The sequence below is a fragment of the Rhizobium sp. T1470 genome (assembly GCF_042140505.1).
Classification (GTDB): domain Bacteria; phylum Pseudomonadota; class Alphaproteobacteria; order Rhizobiales; family Rhizobiaceae; genus Rhizobium; species Rhizobium favelukesii.
Window position 1 is genome coordinate 61,612 of sequence record NZ_CP148092.1, and the last position, 18,591, is coordinate 80,202.

Here is an 18,591-nt window from a genome sequence, read left to right on the forward strand (position 1 = left end):
GGAGACGCAGATGAATCCGAAAATGAGTCCCTCACTTGACCCGCAAGCCGCAACGGCAAGACATGGCCTTACGCAAGTCCAAGGCCAGTACCTGGCCTTCATCTACGCCTACAGCCGCATCTTCAAACAGCCTCCGGCCGAAGCCGACATGCGTCGCCACTTCGCCGTTACGGCTCCGTCTGTTCACCAGATGGTGCTGACCCTCGAGAAGGCAGGATTTATATCCCGCGTGCCAGGCGCAGCACGCAGCATCCAACTTCTCATCCCACCAGAAGACTTGCCCATTCTACGATAACCCAACCCGTCATAATCTCTGTGGCGCGGTACTAGCTCCCCTTCCGCCATCCACGGAAGGGCGCATGGAGAGCGGCGGTGGTTGATGCGTCCCCACCGCTGCTCGCCCGCTCTGGCAAGGCATCAAGAGGCGCTTGGCGCCTGGGCATCGATCGCAGCCATTGCTTCGGCGAGCGCAGCGCGCACGCGTGCGCGCTCATCCGGGTCAAGTTGCGCCACATCGAGATGAAGGTCGAGGCCCGCAAAGTGCTCACTCAGCACGCGCAGATTTTGATCGGCGCCCAACAGTCCGTTGACGGCATAAGGCACCACCTGGCGGTGAATGCCCTTCATGGTGATCGGCGGCAGGGGCGTCGCATCGACGATGTCCTTCACGAGTGCGTAGGTTTCGTAGCTGATGACGATCTTCCCACCCTCGGCAATGGATTGCAGGCGCGCGGCCAGATTGGCTTCGGCGCCGATGATCGTGTAATCCATGCGATCGCTGCTGCCGAAATTGCCGACATTGCAATAGCCTGAGTTGATCCCCATTCGCACCATGAACGGTTCCTCCGTGCCGTCGAGACGCCATTTCTCCTTCAGTTCGCCAAGGCGGCGTTGCATATCGACGGCCATCCGCAGGCAGGCTTTTGCGTCTTCGACAGCGCCATTCGTTTCCGGATCGCCGAAGAATACCAATACCGCGTCGCCAATGAACTTATCGAGCGTGCCGCCATGCTTGAGTGCAATGGCAGACATCTCGGTCAGGTATTCGTTCAGCATTTGCGTCAGCGCTTCCGGCTGCAGCCGCTCGGTGGTGGCGGTGAAATCCTTGATGTCTGAAAAGAAGATAGCCAGTCGCTTGCGCTCGGTCTGTACAACGACATCCCTCTGGCCGCTGAAAATGCTCTTGTAGACCTGAGGAGACAGATAGCGCGAGATCTTCATGGAGATGCTTGCCAGAAACTCGTTGGCCGATTCCAGTTCGCGGTTGACGCCCTGAATGAGGGCGGTCTGGCGCTGCTGGAAAACGATGAAGCCGATACCAAGCCCTGCCATAAACAAGAAATAGAGCAGCAGGTATTTGAAGGCGAATACGGTGTGGGCAAAGGGTTGCTTGATGATCACTTCCTGAATGCCGCGCACATCGCCGACTTTCCAGTCCGTCTTCGGGCTCTCCGGATGGGCGTTGTGGCAGGCGACACATGCCTCAGCCATGATGACCGGCGTCACAAGTCGAAATGTATTCGTAAAGCCGCTGCGGTTGATCTTGGTCGGCGTCTGCTTGGGATCGGCACGCAGCGCAGCCAGAGCATTCGTTTCAAAAGCATCGAGCGGATGCGGCGCGCGCCGCTTGAACGGCAGATCGGAAAGGAAACGATAAGTAATATTGGCTTGCTGCTGCCGGATGACATCACCCAGTTCGAGCGAGAGCGTTGCCGGGATCGGAATCGCGCCGGGTATGTTGGCATAATCGTGTGTCACGACCGTTGCGATGTCGCTACCGGCCGCATGTGCTGCAAGAATGCGGCCGACGACGTTGCTGGCATAGTAGGAGCGGATGCTGGTGATCAGCGAGCTCATATCCTCCGCCTGACGTTTCACGGAGCTTTGCGAGAGCGTGCTGACGTCCATCCAAACGGCAATCGGCAAGCCCGCCAGCAAAGCCAGGATCAATAGGCTGATGAAATATCCGGTGTTTCGTGCGGCCCGGCCACGATCGGTCTTACGGGTCACGGCAGGCTCCGACGAATATCAACCCGCGTTCGCGCGAAGTCGGTTTGCGCAAGCGGCGTCGCCACCCGTTTGTTCATGCAGTGGCTTGGGTCGAAAATCCTGCCAATCATCTTGGAAACTGGGTCCTCTTCGCAGATTGCCATTTCGGAAGGAGGAGCACGCGTCCATCCATGCCGTCAACTGCTCGCTGCCGGCCAAAGTTGGAGGCATAGAGGGATGCCCGCCCGCCCTCTCAGATCTTCCGGAACTCGAGCTCGTATATGACTTCGTCGCCGGTCGTCGGATCCACGCCCGGCGCGCCGCTGATGACCAACCGCTTGCCGTCGATGGAGAATGGCCTGATCAGGTCGCTGACGCCCCAGGCCGGATTCCAGCTGGCATCGACATGGTGGATAACGCGGCCGTTATCGAACGTGTAGCTGCCGGCATAGGCGAGCATGCTATCGAAGAGCGCGACTTTTTCTGAATCTGTCGGCATTTTGCCGTTGGCTCTTGGCCGTTCGCTGCTGACGACCAATGCCATCATTCTACCGTCCGGTTGATAGGATAGGAAACCAACGGGATCCGGGCCCATCGCGTCGGAAACGGCGCCGGACGAAACCATCTTGCGTTTCCACGACACCATTCGCCAAGTTCCATGTAAAGCGGCTGCACTTCCCATAGGCTCCCCCATGCGCCGTTGCATTCGCGGAGCATATCATGGGGCCAGCACATGGAACAGGCTATGGCTTTGCCACGTCTGCAGCCGCTTCCCGCAACGTCTGCATGAGGATCGATAGCGGCAGCGAGGGGATGGCATCCGTCCGCATCGTCAGGCCGACCGGTCCCTTCGTCTCGCTCGTGTCGATTGGCAGGACCTTCAACAGGCCGTCGGCGATGTCGGTGGCGACGACGCCCGTGGAAATGATCCAGATGGCGTTACTGGTGCGCACAAAGGCGCGGCCAAAGGAGTCCGAAACTGTTTCGATCTGGTTTGGCAGGCTGGCGACGCCGTTGGCGATCAGGAAGCTTTCCACAAACGGCCGGATGATCGAAGCCCGGGTGGGCATCAGGACGGTGTATTCGCCGAGGCTGGCAAAGAGCGATTGCTTGCTCTTGAGCAAGGGGTGGTCGGCACGAACCGCAAAGACGACCTGCTCGGAATAGAGATGTTCAAAGGAGAAGCCTGCCATCTTCTCCGCGCCAGCAAGGCGCCCCACAACGAGATCGAGATCCCCGACCCGCAACTGCTCCAAAAGCACTGCGTTCTCCCCCGTGACGATCTTGATGCGGCTCCAGGTGTTCTCCTTGAGGAAGAGTTCCATGGCGCGTGGCATGATGCGGGTCGACACCGTTGGCAGTGCGCCGATTCGGATCGGCGGCGCCTCGCCGAAACGCTCCTGCGAGACCGAGTCGAGCCCCTGGCGCAGCGCCGTCAGTGCCGCCCCCGCGTGGCGGAGAAAGACGTCGCCATAGCGGGTGATCTTGATGCCGCGTCCATCGCGCTCGAAGACCGCGACGCCCAGCACGTCTTCCAGCTCGCGGATCGTCTTTGTCACCGCCGGCTGGCTGACATTGAGCAGTTCGGCAGCCTTCATCACGCTTTTCTGACGCGCGACCTCGACAAACGTCTGCAGATGACGAAACTTTACGCGACTGTCGACCACGTTTCATAACTCCCGAGTTATCGAAATGCCACGAAATATCATTTTACCTAACCAGATTAAACATTCAATTTGAACCTGGGTCTGCGCAGGATCTTTCATCAGTCGACCGCGACGTGTTGGATGTGCGCGGAGAGGAGATTGGCCGTGCAATTTGCCCGCATCAACGACATTGCGATCCACTATCAGCTGATTGGAGGTCCCCCCGACAAGCCAGTCATCGTCTTTGCCAACTCACTCGGGACGGACTTCCGCATCTGGCGTGACGTCATCGTCCGGCTGGCCGGGGACTATGCGATCGTTGTCTACGACAAGCGCGGCCACGGGCTTTCCGATGTCGGCCAGGTCCCCTATTCGATCGAGGACCATGCCTCAGACCTTGCCGGTCTGCTCGATCTTCTGGCGGTGAAGCGGGCTTTCATGTGCGGGCTTTCCGTGGGCGGGCTGATCGCGCAGGCGCTCTATAGGGCGCGTCCAGACATGGTGCAAGGGCTGATCCTGTGCGACACCGCCCACAAGATCGGCACGGCCGAGAGCTGGAATGCCCGGATTGCCACCGTCGCCAGCAAGGGGATCGGCAGTATCGTCGATGGCGTCATGGAGCTCTGGTTCACGCCGGCCTTCCGGCGACCGGAGAACACGGCCTATCACGGCTATCGCAATATGCTCGTGCGCCAGCCGGTGGAAGGTTATCTCGCCACCTGCGAGGCGATCCGCGATGCCGACTATACGGAGGCGGCTGCCAAGATCAGTGTTCCGACGATCTGCATTGTCGGAGACCAGGATGGCTCCACGCCGCCTGACCTCGTGAAGTCGACCGCCAAGCTCATTCCCAATGCCTCCTTCGAGATTATCCGCGACGCCGGCCATATCCCTTGCGTGGAGCAGCCGGACGTGCTGACCGCAATCATCAGGGCATTCATCGGACCCGCATTGCATGGAGAAAACAACCCATGAGTGAACTCCCGTCATCGGAGCGCTTTGAGCAAGGGATGGCCACGCGCCGTGCCGTGCTCGGCGACGCCCATGTCGACCGCGCCGTGGCAAGCTCGACGCCGTTCGACAAGCCGTTTCAAGACCTGATCACGGAAGCCGCCTGGGGACACGTCTGGTCGCGTCCGACGCTAACGCGCCGCGAGCGATCGATCGTGACCATCGCTGTCTTAGCCGCGCTCGGCCAGGACGACGAGGTGGCGATGCACGTTCGCGCCACCGCCAACACCGGCGCCTCTCGTGACGACATCTGCGAAGCGCTGCTGCATGTGGCGATTTATGCCGGCGTTCCCGCCGCCAATCACGCCATCAAGATCGCCAAGCATGTTTTCGAACAGATGGACGCCGGCAAGGCGGCCTGAAAGGCATAGGATGTCCGACCTCCCTAACCGCATGCCCGAAACCGGCGCCTTCTTTGCACGTGACCGAGCATGGCACGCGCCCGCCTTCACCCCCGGCTACAAGACGTCGGTCCTGCGCTCGCCGCAGCGCGCCCTGCTTTCGCTCGACGGCACGATCTCGGAGATCACCGGTCCTGTCTTTGGCCATTCGATGATCGGCGAACTCGACAATGACCTGATCCACAACTTCGCCAAGCCAGGCGAGAGCGCCATCGGCGAGCGCATCGTGGTTCATGGCCGCGTGCTTGACGAACGCGGCCGGGCGGTGCCCGGTGCGCTTGTTGAATTCTGGCAGGCCAATGCCGGCGGCCGCTACCGCCACAAGAAGGAAACCTATCTTGCCGCAATCGATCCGAACTTCGGCGGCTGTGGGCGCTCCATCACCGATGAAGACGGTCAATATGCGTTCCGTACCGTTCGTCCGGGCGCCTATCCCTGGCCGAACGGTGTCAATGACTGGCGACCGGCCCATATCCACTTCTCGATCTTCGGCCACGGCTTTGCCCAGCGCCTGATCACACAAATGTATTTCGAGGGGGATCCGATGATCTGGAAGTGTCCAATCGTCGGCACGATCCCCGACAAGCGCGCCATCGAGCAATTGATTGCGCCGCTCGACTGGGGCAACACAATTCCAATGGATGCACGCGCCTATAAATTCGACATCGTGCTGCGCGGTCGCCGCTCGACGATGTTCGAAAACCGGCCGGAGGGGAACTGATGGTACAGCAACTCGGCTACCTGAAGGAAACGCCTTCGCAGACGGCGGGTCCCTATGTCCATATTGGTCTGACCCCGAACGTGTGCGATATCAACGGCGTCTACGAGGCCGACCTTGGCACGGTGATGGTCAACGACAAAACGCTTGGCGAGCGCATCAGCGTCAGCGGCCGCGTCTTTGATGGTGCCGGCGCGTTGGTACGCGATGCAGTTATCGAAATCTGGCAGGCAGACAGCGCCGGCCTCTACGATAGCCCCTCTGACATGCGTGGTACGGCCGATCCGAACTTCTCCGGCTGGGGACGTTGTGCGACACGCGCCGACGACGGCGTCTTCGTTTTCGACACGATCAAGCCCGGCCGCGTCCCTTTCAAGGACGGCCGCAAGATGGCGCCGCACATCACTTTCTGGATCGTCGCGCGCGGCATCAACATCGGCCTGCATACGCGCATGTATTTCCCCGAAGAGACCGAGGCAAACAAGACAGATCCGCTCCTCATGCGCATCGAGCAGAAAGAGCGCGTCGATACGCTGATCGCCACGCGTGAAGGATCGACCTACACCTTCGACATCCGGCTCCAGGGAGACAGGGAGACGGTGTTCCTGGATATCTGACCCGCAAGCTGGTGCGGGACCTAGTAAACGCGACGATTCCCGGCGCAGTTATCGGTCCCTGCAAGAAAGACGCCGATGACCATCTCACCTTTCGATCACCCCTTCCTCTGCGGCCTGCTCGGCGATGGCGAAACGGCGTCGTATTTCTCTGCTGATGCGGATATTCGCGCCATGCTTGCTTTTGAGGCCGCCCTCGCCAAGGCCGAGGCGGTCCATGGTCTGATTTCGCCTGATGCGGCTCGCCGGATCGGTGTCGTTTGCGCCACATTTGAACCGGATCTTTCCCAGCTCAGAGCCGCCACGGCCTGCGATGGCGTTGTCGTTGCCGATCTCGTCAAACAGCTTCGCAAAGCCGTGGGCAGCCCGTTTTCGGATTGTGTTCACCTCGGCGCCACCAGCCAGGATGTCATCGACACCAGCCTGATGGTTCGGCTGAAGGCGGTCGCGTTCCTGTTTTCGAACCGCCTTTCAAAGATCGCACAAGCATTCGACGACCTCGACGCGAGGTTTGGCAAGGCCCGCCTGATGGGGCGCACACGCATGCAGGCGGCCATTGCCATCACCGTGTCCGATCGTCTCCGGGCCTGGCGCGCGCCGCTCGAGGGCTATCGCGACAGGCTGACCGAACAGCGGTTTCTTGTGCAGTTCGGCGGCGCCGCCGGAACGCTTGAGACGCTGAAGGACAAGGCGCCGTCCATACGGGCCGCTCTTGCTCAGGAGCTCGGGCTTGGCGACGAGCCGCAGTGGCAAAGCCAGCGCGGGTTAATAGCAGATCTCGCCAGTCTGCTTTCCCTCATCAGCGGAAGTCTTGGCAAGTTTGGCCAGGATATTGCGCTTCTGGCGCAGGCCGGCGATGAGATCGGGCTTGCCGGTGGCGGTGGTTCGTCCGCCATGTCCCACAAGCAGAACCCAGTCGCGGCCGAAACTCTGGTTGCCCTTGCGCGTTTCAACGCAACCCAGCTTTCCGGTATTCATCAGTCGCTCGTGCACGAGCAGGAGCGCTCCGGTGCGGCCTGGACGCTGGAATGGCTCATTCTACCGCAAATGGTTATGGCGACGGCCGCTTCGCTGCGTCTGGCATTCGAGCTGACGGGCAATATACGGCGAATTGGCGCCGCAAAATCATAACCCCTGAACTATGAGTTTCGCCTTTTATTTCATTTTACATTACCGTTTTGAATGAGACACTATCGCCAAAGTTTTAGCTCTGGGCTAATCCGGCGTAGGAGTGCGCCATCGTCAACGGGAGGATTTATGAAACGGTTTGTCCTGGCCGCCGTTGCGGCAATCGTCATGAGCACAGCGGCCTATGCCGATACCATAAAGGTCGGTGTCGTCGGGCCGTTCTCGGGTCCATTCGCCCTGCAGGGCAAGAACTTCAAGGCCGGCATCGACGCTTACATGACGATCAACGGCAACAAGATCGGCGACAATACCGTGGAGGTGATCTATCGCGACCTTCCCGCCGCCGATCCGGCGCAATCCAAGGCGTTGGCGCAGGAACTGGTCGTCAAGGAAAAGGTGCAGTATCTCGCCGGCTTCTATTTCACGCCTGACGCCATGGCTGTGACGCCGATCCTCAAGCAGGCGAATACGCCGCTCGTCATCATGAACGCCGCCACATCGGCGATTGTCACAAAGAGCCCGCTGGTGGTGCGCACCTCCTTCACGACCTGGCAGACCTCCACCCCGATCGCCAAGGTTGCCCATGATGCCGGCGTCGCCAAGGTGATCTCTGTCGTCAGCGACTACGGCCCCGGTGTCGATGCCGAGAATGCCTTTAAGGCGGCGTTCGAGAAGGAAGGCGGGCAGGTGATCGAGGCAATCCGCATGCCGCTGTCGACCAACGACTTCAGCCCGATCATGCAGCGCATCAAGGATTCCGGTGCGCAAGGGGTCTTCGCCTTCCTGCCGTCCGGTCCGACCACCCTCGGCTTCGTCAAGGCCTACAACGAAAATGGCCTCAAGGATGCCGGCATCAAGTTCTTCGCGCCGGGCGACCTGACGCAAGAGTCCGATCTTCCCGCGCTTGGCGATGCTGCCCTCGGAATCCAGACGACTTTCCATTATGCCGTCTCGCACGACTCGCCCGAGAACAAGGCGTTCGTCGAAGCTGCCGCCAAGGCAATCGGCAACAGGGCGGAATTGTCCTTCCCCGCCGTCGGCGCCTATGACGGCATGAATGTCATCTACAAGATGATCGAGGCGACCGGCGGCAAGCAGGATGCGGCCAAGGCCGTCGAGGCCGTCAAGGGGCTTTCCTGGGTCAGCCCGCGTGGCCCCGTCTCGATTGATCCGGAAAGCCGCCACATCACGCAGAACATCTACCTGCGCGAGGTCGTCAAGGCCGATGACGGCACCTACTACAACAAGGAAGTCCACACGTTCGAAAAGCAGGGTGACCCTGGCCTTGCCGCGGCGAAATGACAGCCTGTCTCTTGTGATACCGGCAGCGGACCAGAAATGCTTCTAGCGCGACGCAAGCGCGCCAGAAGTCTCGAAATGCCGGCCCGCTCCAACAGCATCGGGATAGCCTCATGCAAACAGTCTTCAGCATAGCCGTCGATGCGCTTGCCTATGGCATGGTGCTGTTCGTCATCTCGATCGGCCTCTCGGTAACGATGGGACTGATGCGCGTCGTCAATCTCGCGCACGGCGCCTTCGCCATGATCGGCGGCTATATTGCCTCCTATGCCGCACGCGACCTCGGGCTCGGCTATGGCGTTGCGGTCATAGCGGCGGTCGTCGGCACGGTGATCATCGCGGCCCCTATCGAACGCTTCCTCTATCGACGCATCTATGGGGCGCCTGAATTGACACAGGTGCTGATGACGATCGGCATTACTTTCTGCATTATCGGCATTGCCAATTACGTGTTCGGTCCGACCCTGAAGACGATCCCGCTGCCGGGAGGACTTCAAGGCTCCGCCGACCTTGGCTTCCGCACCATCCCCGTGCATCGCCTCTTTGCGATCCTGTGCGGGCTCGCCGTCGCCGGCGGGCTCTGGTACGCGATCGAAAGGACGAGTTTCGGCGTGAAGTTGCGCGCCTCGGTCGACAATGCCGCAATGGCGGCAGCGCTCGGCGTACGCACCGAAATCATCTATGCATTGAGTTTTGCCGTTGCCGTCGGGCTTGCCGCCTTCGGCGGCGTGGTCGGCGCAGAGCTGCTGCCTGTCGAACCCTATTATGCGCTGCGCTACATGGTGACTTTCCTCGTGGTGGTTTCGGTCGGCGGCGCCGGGTCGATCCCAGGAGCACTGATTGCCTGTCTCGTGCTCGGCGCAATTGACACCACCGGTCGCTATCTCATGCCGGAATTTGGCGAATTCTTCTTCTACCTCGCCGTCATTGCCATCATCTGCATCTTCCCGCGCGGTCTTGCAGGACGGACGAAATGAAAATGGCTGTTGTCATGAACACCGAAGCAGCAGTTTCCACCTCCGACCGCCCCCGCCGCTCACGCTCCCTGGGGCGTGATGTCGCAGGCGTCGCCGCCATTACAGTCGTTGCTGTCATCGGCTACCTGTTGTTTCCGGACAATCTCGCGCTGCTCACCCGCATCGTTGCCGTTGCTCTGCTTGTCCTGTCACTCGATCTCGTCACTGGCTATTGCGGCGTCGCGACACTCGGCCATGCAGCCCTCTTCGGCTCGGGCGCCTATGCGGCCGGCATCCTCTCGGCCCATTACGGCATCAATGACCCGCTACTGATGACGCTTGCCGGCATCGCCGGAGGCGCTGTCGCCGGGCTGGTCAGCGGCGCCGTCATCCTGCGCGGCCAAGGTCTGCCGCAGCTCGTGCTGTCGATCGCACTCATCAACCTGTTCCACGAGTTCGCCAACAAGGCGTCGAGCTGGACGGGCGGCAGCGACGGGCTTTCGGGCATCTCCGCTGATCCGATCTTCGGCTACTTCGAATTCGATCTCTACGGCCACACCGCCTATGTCTTTGCGATTGTCCTGCTGCTGATCGTCTTCGTGGTCCTGCGCCTGCTTGTCCGCTCTCCATTCGGCATGCTGTGTCGCGGCATCAAGGAGGATGATGTGCGCATCCGCGCCATGGGCGCGTCACCGAAGGTCGCCCTGATGAAGATGTATGTAATCTCAGGCGCGGTCGCCGGCATCGGAGGGGCGCTGAACGCCGTCACCACACAGGTCGTGGGCCTCGACAGCCTGTCCTTCACGCTTTCGGCGGAGTCGCTGGTCATGCTCGTGCTTGGCGGCACAGGCTCGCTGTTCGGCGCGCTTTCCGGGACCGTGATCTTCATGCTCTTTGAGGATTACGTCTCGGCTGCAAACCCATTCCACTGGCTGACGATGGTCGGCGCGCTGTTGATCACCGTTGTTCTTTTTGCCCCGAAGGGGCTCTACGGATCCACGGCGGCCTTTTTGGCCCGCAAACGGAAGGCCGAACAATGAGTGCCGTGTCGATGGCACCAGGCGACCGCGTGGCGCTGATCGGACCGAACGGTGCCGGCAAGACTACGTTCGTCAATCTCGTGACCGGCAACTTACAGCCCGATTCCGGCGATGTTCGTCTTGCTGGCGAAACAGTCACCAAGGTCAGAGCCAACGGCCGCGTCAAGCGCGGATTGGTGCGATCCTTCCAGGTTACCCGGCTCTTCCTCGAGATGACGCCGGCCGAGCATGTGGCGCTTGCCATCCTCCAGCGTCAGGGACGCACGGGCCGCATGTTCGGACATTTTCTCGCCATGCCCGATGTGATGGACGAGGTGAGCGATCTGCTCGGCACGCTTGGCATCGCCCATCTGATGCACCGCAGGGTGAACGAGATCGCCTATGGCCAGCAACGTCTCCTGGAGATTGCCGTTGCCATGGCCTTGCGGCCAAAGGTACTATTGCTTGATGAGCCGGCCGCCGGTGTTCCCCAGAGCGATACCGGACGCATCGAGCAGGCGCTTGCCGACCTGCCCGCCGACCTCGCCGTCCTGATGATCGAGCACGACATGGATCTTGTCTTCCGCTTCGCCAAGCGCGTCGTCGTTCTTGCTGCAGGAGCGATCATCTTCGACGGATCGCCTGTTGATGTCACCAAGGATGCCCGCGTTCGCGAGGCCTATCTCGGGAGCTATGCCAATGCCAGCCACGCCGCTTGAGGTCGAAAACCTATCTGCCGGCTATGGGCCGACACGCGTTCTGGACGGCGTTTCCTTCTCTGTTCCCGCCGGTGCGCGCCTTGCCGTGCTCGGCCGCAACGGCATGGGCAAGACCACGCTGCTCGCCACGCTCGCCGGACAGACCAAACGCTATGATGGCACGATACGCATCGGCACGGCCGATGTGACGGCGATGCCAAGTGCTGCACGCGCTCACAAGGGATTGGGCTATGTGCCGCAGGCGCGCTGCGTCTTCCCTACATTGACAGTGGAGGAAAACCTCTTCGTCGGCCTGAAAGGCCGCGCCAAGACCGCCCTGGAAGAAGCCTACGACATGTTTCCGCGTTTGAAGGAGCGACGCCGAAACCTCGGCAACCGGCTTTCGGGCGGCGAACAGCAGATGCTGTCCACGGCGCGCACGATCCTCGGCCGCCCGTCGGTACTTCTGCTGGACGAGCCACTCGAGGGGCTGGCGCCCGTCATTTGCGAGGAACTGATGGCGGCCTTCGCCGAACTTGCAAAGACCGGTGATATGACCATTCTTCTTGTGGAGCAGCGCATCCAAAGCGCGCTCGACTTTGCCGATCATGTGATCGTGCTTGAGCGCGGGCGGCTTGCCTGGGCTGGCACGCCGAAGACGCTGTCCGACGACCAGGATGCCGTCGAGCGTCTGCTGGGCGTGGGCGGTTTGCACTAACTCGCGACCAGGTCGCGTTGCGGTTCCAACAGAAGCGTCCTGCCCGCGCCTGGCGTTCTCATACTATCGACGCAGGAGCCGACAATTGTATTCGCGCAGTTGAGAAACCATTTAATAGACAAGAAATGCGGAACATGCCGCTTTTGTCTTGCCAGGCGTCATCCTCCGTTCACCAAAAACAAACCATAAGCAGTTGCGTTCTGACGTGAAAACCGATTGCTTAGGAATATCTACCATTCTGCTGGCAGCTGGTAGAAACGGTATGAAGGATACAGGGCAGCCTATGGAAATCAGCGCTTCGCTTGTTCATCAAAGTATGATTACGATGGAGTTGTGGGGTCGGCCCATTTTGAAGACGCGATGAGTAAAGATCTGTTTCAGGTAAAGTTTTGGGGCGTTCGCGGCAGCATCCCGGTCTCGGGCCCCGAATTCGATCGCTACGGCGGCAACACCTCGTGCATCGAAATTCGCTGCGGTGAACACCGGATGATCTTCGACGCCGGATCAGGCGTACGCGAAGCCGGGCTTGCCATGCTGAATGAGGACGTCCGGAATGTCGACCTGTTTTTCAGTCACTGTCACTACGACCACATCATCGGCCTGCCGTTCTTCAAGGCGATTTACTATCCCACCATCGACCTGACGATCTGGTCCGGCCATCTTGACGGAAAGATGAGCACCCGCGAGATGATCGAGCAGTTCATCAGCCCGCCATGGTTCCCTGTCAAAACCGACATCTGCCAGGCGACGATGAGCTTTCGCGACTTTCATGCGGGTCAGACGCTGGAGCCACGGCCCGGCATCAAGATCAAGACCTTCATGCTGAACCACCCCGGCGGGGCGATCGGGTACCGTGTGGAATGGAAGGGACGCTCCGTGGCGCTGATCTACGACATCGAGCATATTCCCGGCGTCTATGATCCGGTTGCGCTGGAGATGATGAAAGACGTCGATCTTGCCGTTTACGACTGCACCTACAACGAAGACGAGATGCAGCGCTTCAAGGGCTTCGGCCATTCCACATGGCAGCATGGTGTCGAACTCGCCAAGATGGCCGGCACCAAGCAGTTTGCCCTGTTCCACCATGCACCCTCGCGAACAGATACCCAGCTGGAGCGGATGGAACAGGAGGCACAGGCTTCGTTCCGAGGAGCTTTCGCCGCAAGGGACAATCAGGTCCTCGAAATCTAGCCAAGCAGATCGCGCGCCGACATCCAGGCGGCGCCCGGATGATGCCCGGTCTCTTGGAAGAGACGGGTCAGGAACTCCCATTCCGACGCGCCATGCACCAGATGGTGGGTGAGTATGCCGACCGGCTCATCGTCCTTTGCAAAGCGAGCCTGCAATTGCGCGACCAGGTCTGCGACCAGATCGCCATGCGGCCGGTTCCCGCGCTGTTTGCGGCTGTTGACAACGTCGACATGCGTGTTCAACAGGCGGATCGGACCGCCGGCCTCAGCCCTGCCGAATATCGACAGAGCTTTGAAGTCCCGCGCGCCAAGTTGGGGGACCAGTGCCTCGCTTATTCTGTTCCAGGGCGGCACCAGCATCGGGACCAGCCTTGGGCCGTAAAGGCCTTGAAGGGCGACAAGTCCATCGTGCAATTGCCCGAGCACGACGTCGGCCGACCGGTGGCGGCCGAGTTCCTGTTTCTTTTCGTCTGGGCCGGCATGGTTTGCATGCGACCAGCCGTGCACGGCCACAAGGATGTGGCCTTCTCCAGACAGACGTGTCGCCAGGGCTTCTCCGGTAGAGGCCGGAATGACCGCAATTGTTAGCGGGAGGCAAGCCCGGCGAGTGACCTCCAGCAGTGTTTCGAGTGCGTCAGTCGGCTCGGTGGCATCGTCGTCGCGCAACCAAAATCGTGCCTGGCAACCTGCTGCCCGCCAGCGGTCCAGCTCCTGTCGCAGTGGGGTCCAGATCTGATCGTCGGTCATGCTTCTTGTCTCACGTAAGTCCGCAAAATGGTGTCGAGCGCTGTCGCCGCGACCTTGAGAGAGCGCTCTTTCAGAACGAAGTGACGCGCACGTGTCCCCATTGTCGAGCGCCTGACGGGATCGTCAAGCAAAGCCGCGATTGCCGCTGCGAAGGCCGGCACATCTGCCTGGGGTGTCAGATCGCCGGTGATGCCGTCGATAACCACCTCCGGAACGCCAGCGGTCCTCTGGGCGACCACCGGCAACCCCGCCGCCTGGGCCTCCAGGTAAGCAAGTCCGTAGGCTTCTCCGCAACCCGGCCACACATAGATGCCGGAGTGGCTGAGCTCATCAGCGATCTCGCCGGCGCTCAGCTCTTTGAGCCATTCGATGCGATCCGGTTCGAACACGCCAAGCAACCGCTCCACGTCGGCCCGCATCGGCCCATCCCCGGCGATTGCCAGTGTCCAGGGACGATCCCGAAGGAGCCCCAGCGCCTCGGCGAGCATCGTGTAGCTCTGCATCTTGTCGCCGCCGCGCATCATCGCGACGGCGATCAGGCGTTGTGGCTTAGCCTGAGGCAAGGCGGTCTCGAAAAGCGCAGTGTCGATGAAAGGCTTAAGCGCGGCGAATGAACCTGTCGGCAGGGCCTTAATCAGACCCGCCCTGTCACGCTCCGTCAAAACGATGTTGACGGCGGCGTCGCGGGCGCCATCCACCACCAGCCGCTGCAGCGGCGCCCATTCGCTTGCATCTCGCTTGGCCGAATAGGATGCCTCGGCTGTGACGTAGGGAATGGCGAATTCCCGGCACAGTGTCGGTCCGAAGGGATCGGGCGATTTGTAGTATGGATGGTAGCAGAACCACAGATCTAGCCGCTGCTGACTGGACCAGTCGTTGCGCAGGCGCTGCAGTTCCACGTGTGCGGCTGACAGTCGCCGGGTCGCCTCTTCGGGCGTCGCGGCAAAGCTGCGGAATGCCGAGACGATCTCGACGGAATGCCCGGCAAGCTCCAGGGCCCGCATGAGCAGGCGCGCCATCAGACGGTCGCCGGACGGAACAGGGTGGTCCGGCGATTTCAACGGTGCGAAGAACGCAACCCGCATTGTCCTACCTCCGCCGACACACACTGTTTACAATCGATGTCTGGGCTTGCCACGAGAAATTCCGCTATTGTCAGCTTCCTTGAGTTTTGCTGATAACATGTGAAAGGCGATCGCAATCGCAGTGGCGGCAATTCCACCTCAATTCCGTCATCTCTATTGCATTTGTCATTTGATATTCAAGAACGGGAATGAATGGCGACGATCGCTGCCACCAGTATTTTTTCAGAGCGCTCGATCAGACGAGCTCGGCTCGGCTCCGGGCTCGTTATGTTTTTCTTCGTGCTGCTGCATCTGTCCAACCATGCGCTGGGTCTTATTTCCGTCTCGGCCGCCGACGATGGGCGAAGGCTTTTTCTGGCGGTCTGGCGCAACCCTTTGGGAACGACGGTGTTTTACGGGGCCGTCCTCGTTCACATCACGCTGGTTCTGCGCGCTGTCTATATGCGTCGCAGCCTAGTGATGCCGGCCGGCGAGATGGCTCAGATCGTGCTTGGGATCTCCATCCCCTTGCTGTTGATGGACCATGTCATCGGCACCCGCATCGCCCATACGCTCTTCCACTACCGGGACGACTACGAGACAATCGTTCGTCTCTTGTGGATCACGGCGCCGGCGAGCGGATGGCGCCAGGTCGCCGCACTGCTCGCCGTCTGGATCCACGGCTGCATCGGTCTGCATTTTTGGCTGCGCTATAGGCCCTGGTATGGCAGCATCGCCGCCCTTTTCCTTGCCGTTGCGATCCTGCTGCCCGTTCTTGCCATCCTCGGCTTCATCGAAATGGGCCGGACGATCGCAGAACCCGCTTATGAGGGAATGGTCAACACCGATCGCTACCGCGACAATCTCAACACCCGCCACTACTCGGACCCGGAAGCGCAGCGTCAACTCGCCATGGTCCGTGCGGGACTTTACGGGTCCTTTTCCGGCGCGCTGCTGATCGTCGTCGGTGCCCGCTCCTGGCGACGTTGGCGCGAGCGGGTCAATCAAGTCACGGTGCGCTATCCGGGCGGTGAGGCCATCAGCGTGCCGCGTGGCTTTACCGTTCTCGAGGCAAGCCGGCTCGGCGGCCTGCCGCACTATTCTGTCTGCGGCGGAAAGGGGCAATGCTCGACCTGCCGGGTCCAGATTCTGAGCCGGTTTGACGACCTGCCGCCGCCTGACAAGCTGGAGCAATCGACGCTCAAACGGATCAAAGCCGCCGCCGACGTACGGCTTGCCTGCCAACTGCGACCGACGCACGACGTGACAGTCGCGCCGCTGCTCATTGCGGCGACGGAAACGACATTGCCGCCAAACACCCAGGAGACGAGCCCTGGACGCGAGCGCGAGATCACCGTTCTGTTCTGCGACATCCGCCATTTCACCTCATTGACGGAAACGCGCCTGCCCTTCGACATCGTGTTTCTGCTCAACCGCTATTTTGCGTTGGTCGGCAACGCCGTAGAGAAGTCCGGCGGGCGCATAGACAAGTTCATCGGGGACGGCGCCATGGCACTCTTCGGCATCGGTAGCTCGCCGCAAGAGGCGTGTCGCCAGGCGCTTGCCGCGGCGGCGGCCATCGTGCGCGACATCGAAAAGCTCGGCGCCGAACTTTCGGACGAACTTTCCATGCCGCTTCACATCGCCATCGGCATTCATACGGGCCCGGCCGTCGTCGGAACGCTCGGCTATGGCCGGGTGCGCAGCCTCACCGCAATCGGCGATACGGTGAATGTGGCAAGCCGGCTGGAGACTGCGGCCAAGGAATTCGATGCGGCCATCGTCATTTCCGAAACGGTCGCAAACCTTTCCGGAGCGGATACGGCCGGTGTGGAAAGCCGTGAAATCAGTGTGCGCGGTCGCGCCCTGCCCTTGAAAGTCTATGTCATTCCGAGTGACAAAGCCGCCGAACTGGTCGAAGGAAAAGATGCATGACGAGCCGCGACTGGTTCAGGGCCAAATTCTGGAAGAAGCGCCTGCGTAGGGCGCGCAATGCAATTGCCAAAAGGTTCTTCAATACCCGCACCGGGCGGCGGTTGCTGATCGAAAATCTCGGGCCACGCGTCGTTGCAATGACGGTCGATGCGGGCGATCACCTGATGACCTTTTCGCCGTCGGACTACATCGGGCGCAAGGTTTTTCGAAAGGGACACTTTGAGCGCGAGCATGTCGACCGTTTGATCACCGTGCTGCGCGAGCGCGGCTTGATGCACAAACATGGCTGTCTTCTGGAGATCGGCGGCAACATCGGCACGCAGACCGTCTACTTCGCGCTGAGCGGCGCCTATGCGCGCATCGTCAGCGTCGAGCCCGACCCGCGCAACTTCCCGCTGTTGCAGACCAATATCCGCCAGAACAAGCTCGAGGGAATGGTAACGCTGGTCCACTGCGCCGCCGGGGCGACAGCGGGCGAGATCGACTTCTACATGAACGCCAACAATCATGGAAAAAGCAGCGCGTTTCGAAAGAGCGCCACAGACCGGAAGACGAGCGTCCCGGTCAAGCCGGTGATGCAGATCCTGGACGAGCTTTGCATCGATCCTGCCGATATTGGCCTCGTCTGGATGGACATCGAGGGCTATGAACCGATTGCCTGCCGCTCGATGACGCCGCTCCTGTCACGCCGCGTGCCGCTCTACATGGAGTTCACGCCGCTTTTTTACGGTCCGGAACAGACACGCGAGTTCATCAAGACGCTTTCCGCCTTCTACGAGAATTGCCTGGTCTTCTTCGAGGAGGACGAGCAGGAGATGAAAGTCATCGACCTGCCGGGCAGCATCGAGCAGTATGACGTGCTCTTTCTTGCCTGATCACGTCCGCCGATAGAGAAAGTAGCGGCCTTCCTTGACGCCGGCGGGCAAGGGCAGTGGCTCGAGTTCCGGGCGCTCCAGCGGCAGGCCGCTGACCGCGATACCATCCCTGGCAAGCACACCGACCATGAGTTGCGGCAGCCACGTCAGCGTGATGGCGTCGATCTCGTCGTGCCCGGTGCCGATATCGGCATGCGCGAGTGCTGCCCCGATACCAACGAAAGCCTGGCCGGATTTGCGGATATCGCCGGTCACCATGTTCTCCGCCGGCGGCGTCGAAGACGAATAGGAGCGGACCTCGCGATCGAAGGCAATGATGCGACGATCCGGAAAATGCTCGCGCAGATGATCATAGGTGCGGCCATTGCCGAGGCCAAATTCCAGAACCGGACCTTCGGTGCCGTTCACGAGGGCGACGATTGCATTCAATATGTCGCGCTGAGCCGTTAAGCGGCGGATAAAGCTGTCCAGGCGGCTCATCTATGTCCTTGTCCATTCACTAATTTTCGACATCGGTGCTAACACATGAAACCGTATGAAGTCGATTGCCGTAGATGCAAAATGGCGTTGCAGTCGCAGCATA

General features: G+C 60.6%; 20 protein-coding genes. 14 read left to right on the plus strand and 6 right to left on the minus strand.

Going from position 1 to position 18,591, the window contains the following annotated elements:
- The first annotated feature begins 10 nt into the window (after window positions 1–10).
- Complete coding sequence (locus WGT02_RS21530; RefSeq protein WP_225039569.1) at window positions 11–295, plus strand: LexA family transcriptional regulator; 285 nt, start codon at window positions 11–13, stop codon at window positions 293–295.
- A gap of 122 nt (window positions 296–417) precedes the next feature.
- Here the strand turns inward: WGT02_RS21530 and WGT02_RS21535 are convergent, their stop codons facing one another.
- From WGT02_RS21535 to pcaQ, 3 genes are all read right to left on the minus strand, one after another.
- Window positions 418–2,010 (minus strand): adenylate/guanylate cyclase domain-containing protein, encoded by a 1,593-nt coding sequence (locus tag WGT02_RS21535; RefSeq protein ID WP_208246736.1) that lies wholly within the window; start codon window positions 2,008–2,010, stop codon window positions 418–420.
- A 232-nt stretch (window positions 2,011–2,242) separates the two neighbouring features.
- Window positions 2,243–2,671, minus strand: a complete 429-nt coding sequence (locus WGT02_RS21540) for a lipocalin-like domain-containing protein (RefSeq protein WP_024314366.1) — start codon at window positions 2,669–2,671, stop codon at window positions 2,243–2,245.
- 61 nt (window positions 2,672–2,732) lie between these two features.
- Window positions 2,733–3,656: a pca operon transcription factor PcaQ gene (gene pcaQ / locus WGT02_RS21545; protein ID WP_024314367.1), complete on the minus strand. Its 924-nt coding sequence runs from the start codon at window positions 3,654–3,656 to the stop codon at window positions 2,733–2,735.
- A gap of 144 nt (window positions 3,657–3,800) precedes the next feature.
- On the opposite strand from pcaQ, the gene pcaD reads away from it, so the two are divergent.
- From pcaD to WGT02_RS21600, 11 genes are all read left to right on the plus strand, one after another.
- Window positions 3,801–4,610, plus strand: a complete 810-nt coding sequence (pcaD, locus tag WGT02_RS21550) for a 3-oxoadipate enol-lactonase (RefSeq protein ID WP_024314368.1) — start codon at window positions 3,801–3,803, stop codon at window positions 4,608–4,610.
- Complete coding sequence (gene pcaC / locus WGT02_RS21555; protein WP_024314369.1) at window positions 4,607–5,008, plus strand: 4-carboxymuconolactone decarboxylase; 402 nt, start codon at window positions 4,607–4,609, stop codon at window positions 5,006–5,008. The genes pcaD and pcaC overlap by 4 nt, the downstream gene beginning before the upstream one ends.
- A gap of 10 nt (window positions 5,009–5,018) precedes the next feature.
- Window positions 5,019–5,768, plus strand: a complete 750-nt coding sequence (gene pcaH / locus WGT02_RS21560; protein ID WP_208246739.1) for a protocatechuate 3,4-dioxygenase subunit beta — start codon at window positions 5,019–5,021, stop codon at window positions 5,766–5,768.
- A complete protein-coding gene (gene pcaG / locus WGT02_RS21565; protein WP_208246741.1) occupies window positions 5,768–6,382 on the plus strand; it encodes a protocatechuate 3,4-dioxygenase subunit alpha in 615 nt (204 codons plus the stop codon). The genes pcaH and pcaG overlap by 1 nt, the downstream gene beginning before the upstream one ends.
- A 75-nt stretch (window positions 6,383–6,457) precedes the next feature.
- Window positions 6,458–7,510 (plus strand): 3-carboxy-cis,cis-muconate cycloisomerase, encoded by a 1,053-nt coding sequence (locus WGT02_RS21570; RefSeq protein WP_208246743.1) that lies wholly within the window; start codon window positions 6,458–6,460, stop codon window positions 7,508–7,510.
- Between the two features lie 126 nt (window positions 7,511–7,636).
- Window positions 7,637–8,809, plus strand: a complete 1,173-nt coding sequence (locus tag WGT02_RS21575; protein ID WP_208246745.1) for an ABC transporter substrate-binding protein — start codon at window positions 7,637–7,639, stop codon at window positions 8,807–8,809.
- A 110-nt stretch (window positions 8,810–8,919) separates the two neighbouring features.
- A complete protein-coding gene (locus tag WGT02_RS21580) occupies window positions 8,920–9,783 on the plus strand; it encodes a branched-chain amino acid ABC transporter permease (RefSeq protein ID WP_208246747.1) in 864 nt (287 codons plus the stop codon).
- A gap of 2 nt (window positions 9,784–9,785) precedes the next feature.
- Entirely contained in the window at window positions 9,786–10,802 is a 1,017-nt protein-coding gene (locus WGT02_RS21585; RefSeq protein WP_375679629.1) for a branched-chain amino acid ABC transporter permease, read from the plus strand.
- Window positions 10,757–11,500 (plus strand): ABC transporter ATP-binding protein, encoded by a 744-nt coding sequence (locus WGT02_RS21590; protein WP_208247887.1) that lies wholly within the window; start codon window positions 10,757–10,759, stop codon window positions 11,498–11,500. The genes WGT02_RS21585 and WGT02_RS21590 overlap by 46 nt, the downstream gene beginning before the upstream one ends.
- Window positions 11,481–12,197, plus strand: a complete 717-nt coding sequence (locus tag WGT02_RS21595; protein ID WP_208246749.1) for an ABC transporter ATP-binding protein — start codon at window positions 11,481–11,483, stop codon at window positions 12,195–12,197. Before WGT02_RS21590 ends, WGT02_RS21595 begins: the two co-directional genes overlap by 20 nt.
- A gap of 360 nt (window positions 12,198–12,557) precedes the next feature.
- The gene (locus WGT02_RS21600; RefSeq protein WP_208246751.1) at window positions 12,558–13,388 is read left to right on the plus strand and encodes an MBL fold metallo-hydrolase; all 831 of its coding nucleotides are present in this window, start codon (window positions 12,558–12,560) and stop codon (window positions 13,386–13,388) included.
- Here WGT02_RS21600 and WGT02_RS21605 read toward each other — a convergent pair.
- Both WGT02_RS21605 and WGT02_RS21610 read right to left on the minus strand, forming a co-directional pair.
- The gene (locus tag WGT02_RS21605) at window positions 13,385–14,134 is read right to left on the minus strand and encodes a polysaccharide deacetylase family protein (protein WP_024314375.1); all 750 of its coding nucleotides are present in this window, start codon (window positions 14,132–14,134) and stop codon (window positions 13,385–13,387) included. The two genes, WGT02_RS21600 and WGT02_RS21605, sit on opposite strands and share 4 nt — an antisense overlap.
- On the minus strand, window positions 14,131–15,219 hold the full coding sequence (locus WGT02_RS21610; RefSeq protein WP_208246753.1) for a glycosyltransferase family 4 protein: 1,089 nt from the start codon (window positions 15,217–15,219) through the stop codon (window positions 14,131–14,133). Before WGT02_RS21610 ends, WGT02_RS21605 begins: the two co-directional genes overlap by 4 nt.
- A gap of 192 nt (window positions 15,220–15,411) precedes the next feature.
- On the opposite strand from WGT02_RS21610, the gene WGT02_RS21615 reads away from it, so the two are divergent.
- Together WGT02_RS21615 and WGT02_RS21620 are read left to right on the plus strand one after the other, a co-directional pair.
- Entirely contained in the window at window positions 15,412–17,133 is a 1,722-nt protein-coding gene (locus tag WGT02_RS21615; RefSeq protein ID WP_024314377.1) for an adenylate/guanylate cyclase domain-containing protein, read from the plus strand.
- Window positions 17,130–18,008 (plus strand): FkbM family methyltransferase, encoded by an 879-nt coding sequence (locus tag WGT02_RS21620; protein ID WP_024314378.1) that lies wholly within the window; start codon window positions 17,130–17,132, stop codon window positions 18,006–18,008. The genes WGT02_RS21615 and WGT02_RS21620 overlap by 4 nt, the downstream gene beginning before the upstream one ends.
- On the opposite strand, the gene WGT02_RS21625 is transcribed toward WGT02_RS21620, so the two are convergent.
- The gene (locus WGT02_RS21625) at window positions 18,009–18,488 is read right to left on the minus strand and encodes a class I SAM-dependent methyltransferase (protein ID WP_024314379.1); all 480 of its coding nucleotides are present in this window, start codon (window positions 18,486–18,488) and stop codon (window positions 18,009–18,011) included.
- Between the last annotated feature and the right edge of the window lie 103 nt (window positions 18,489–18,591).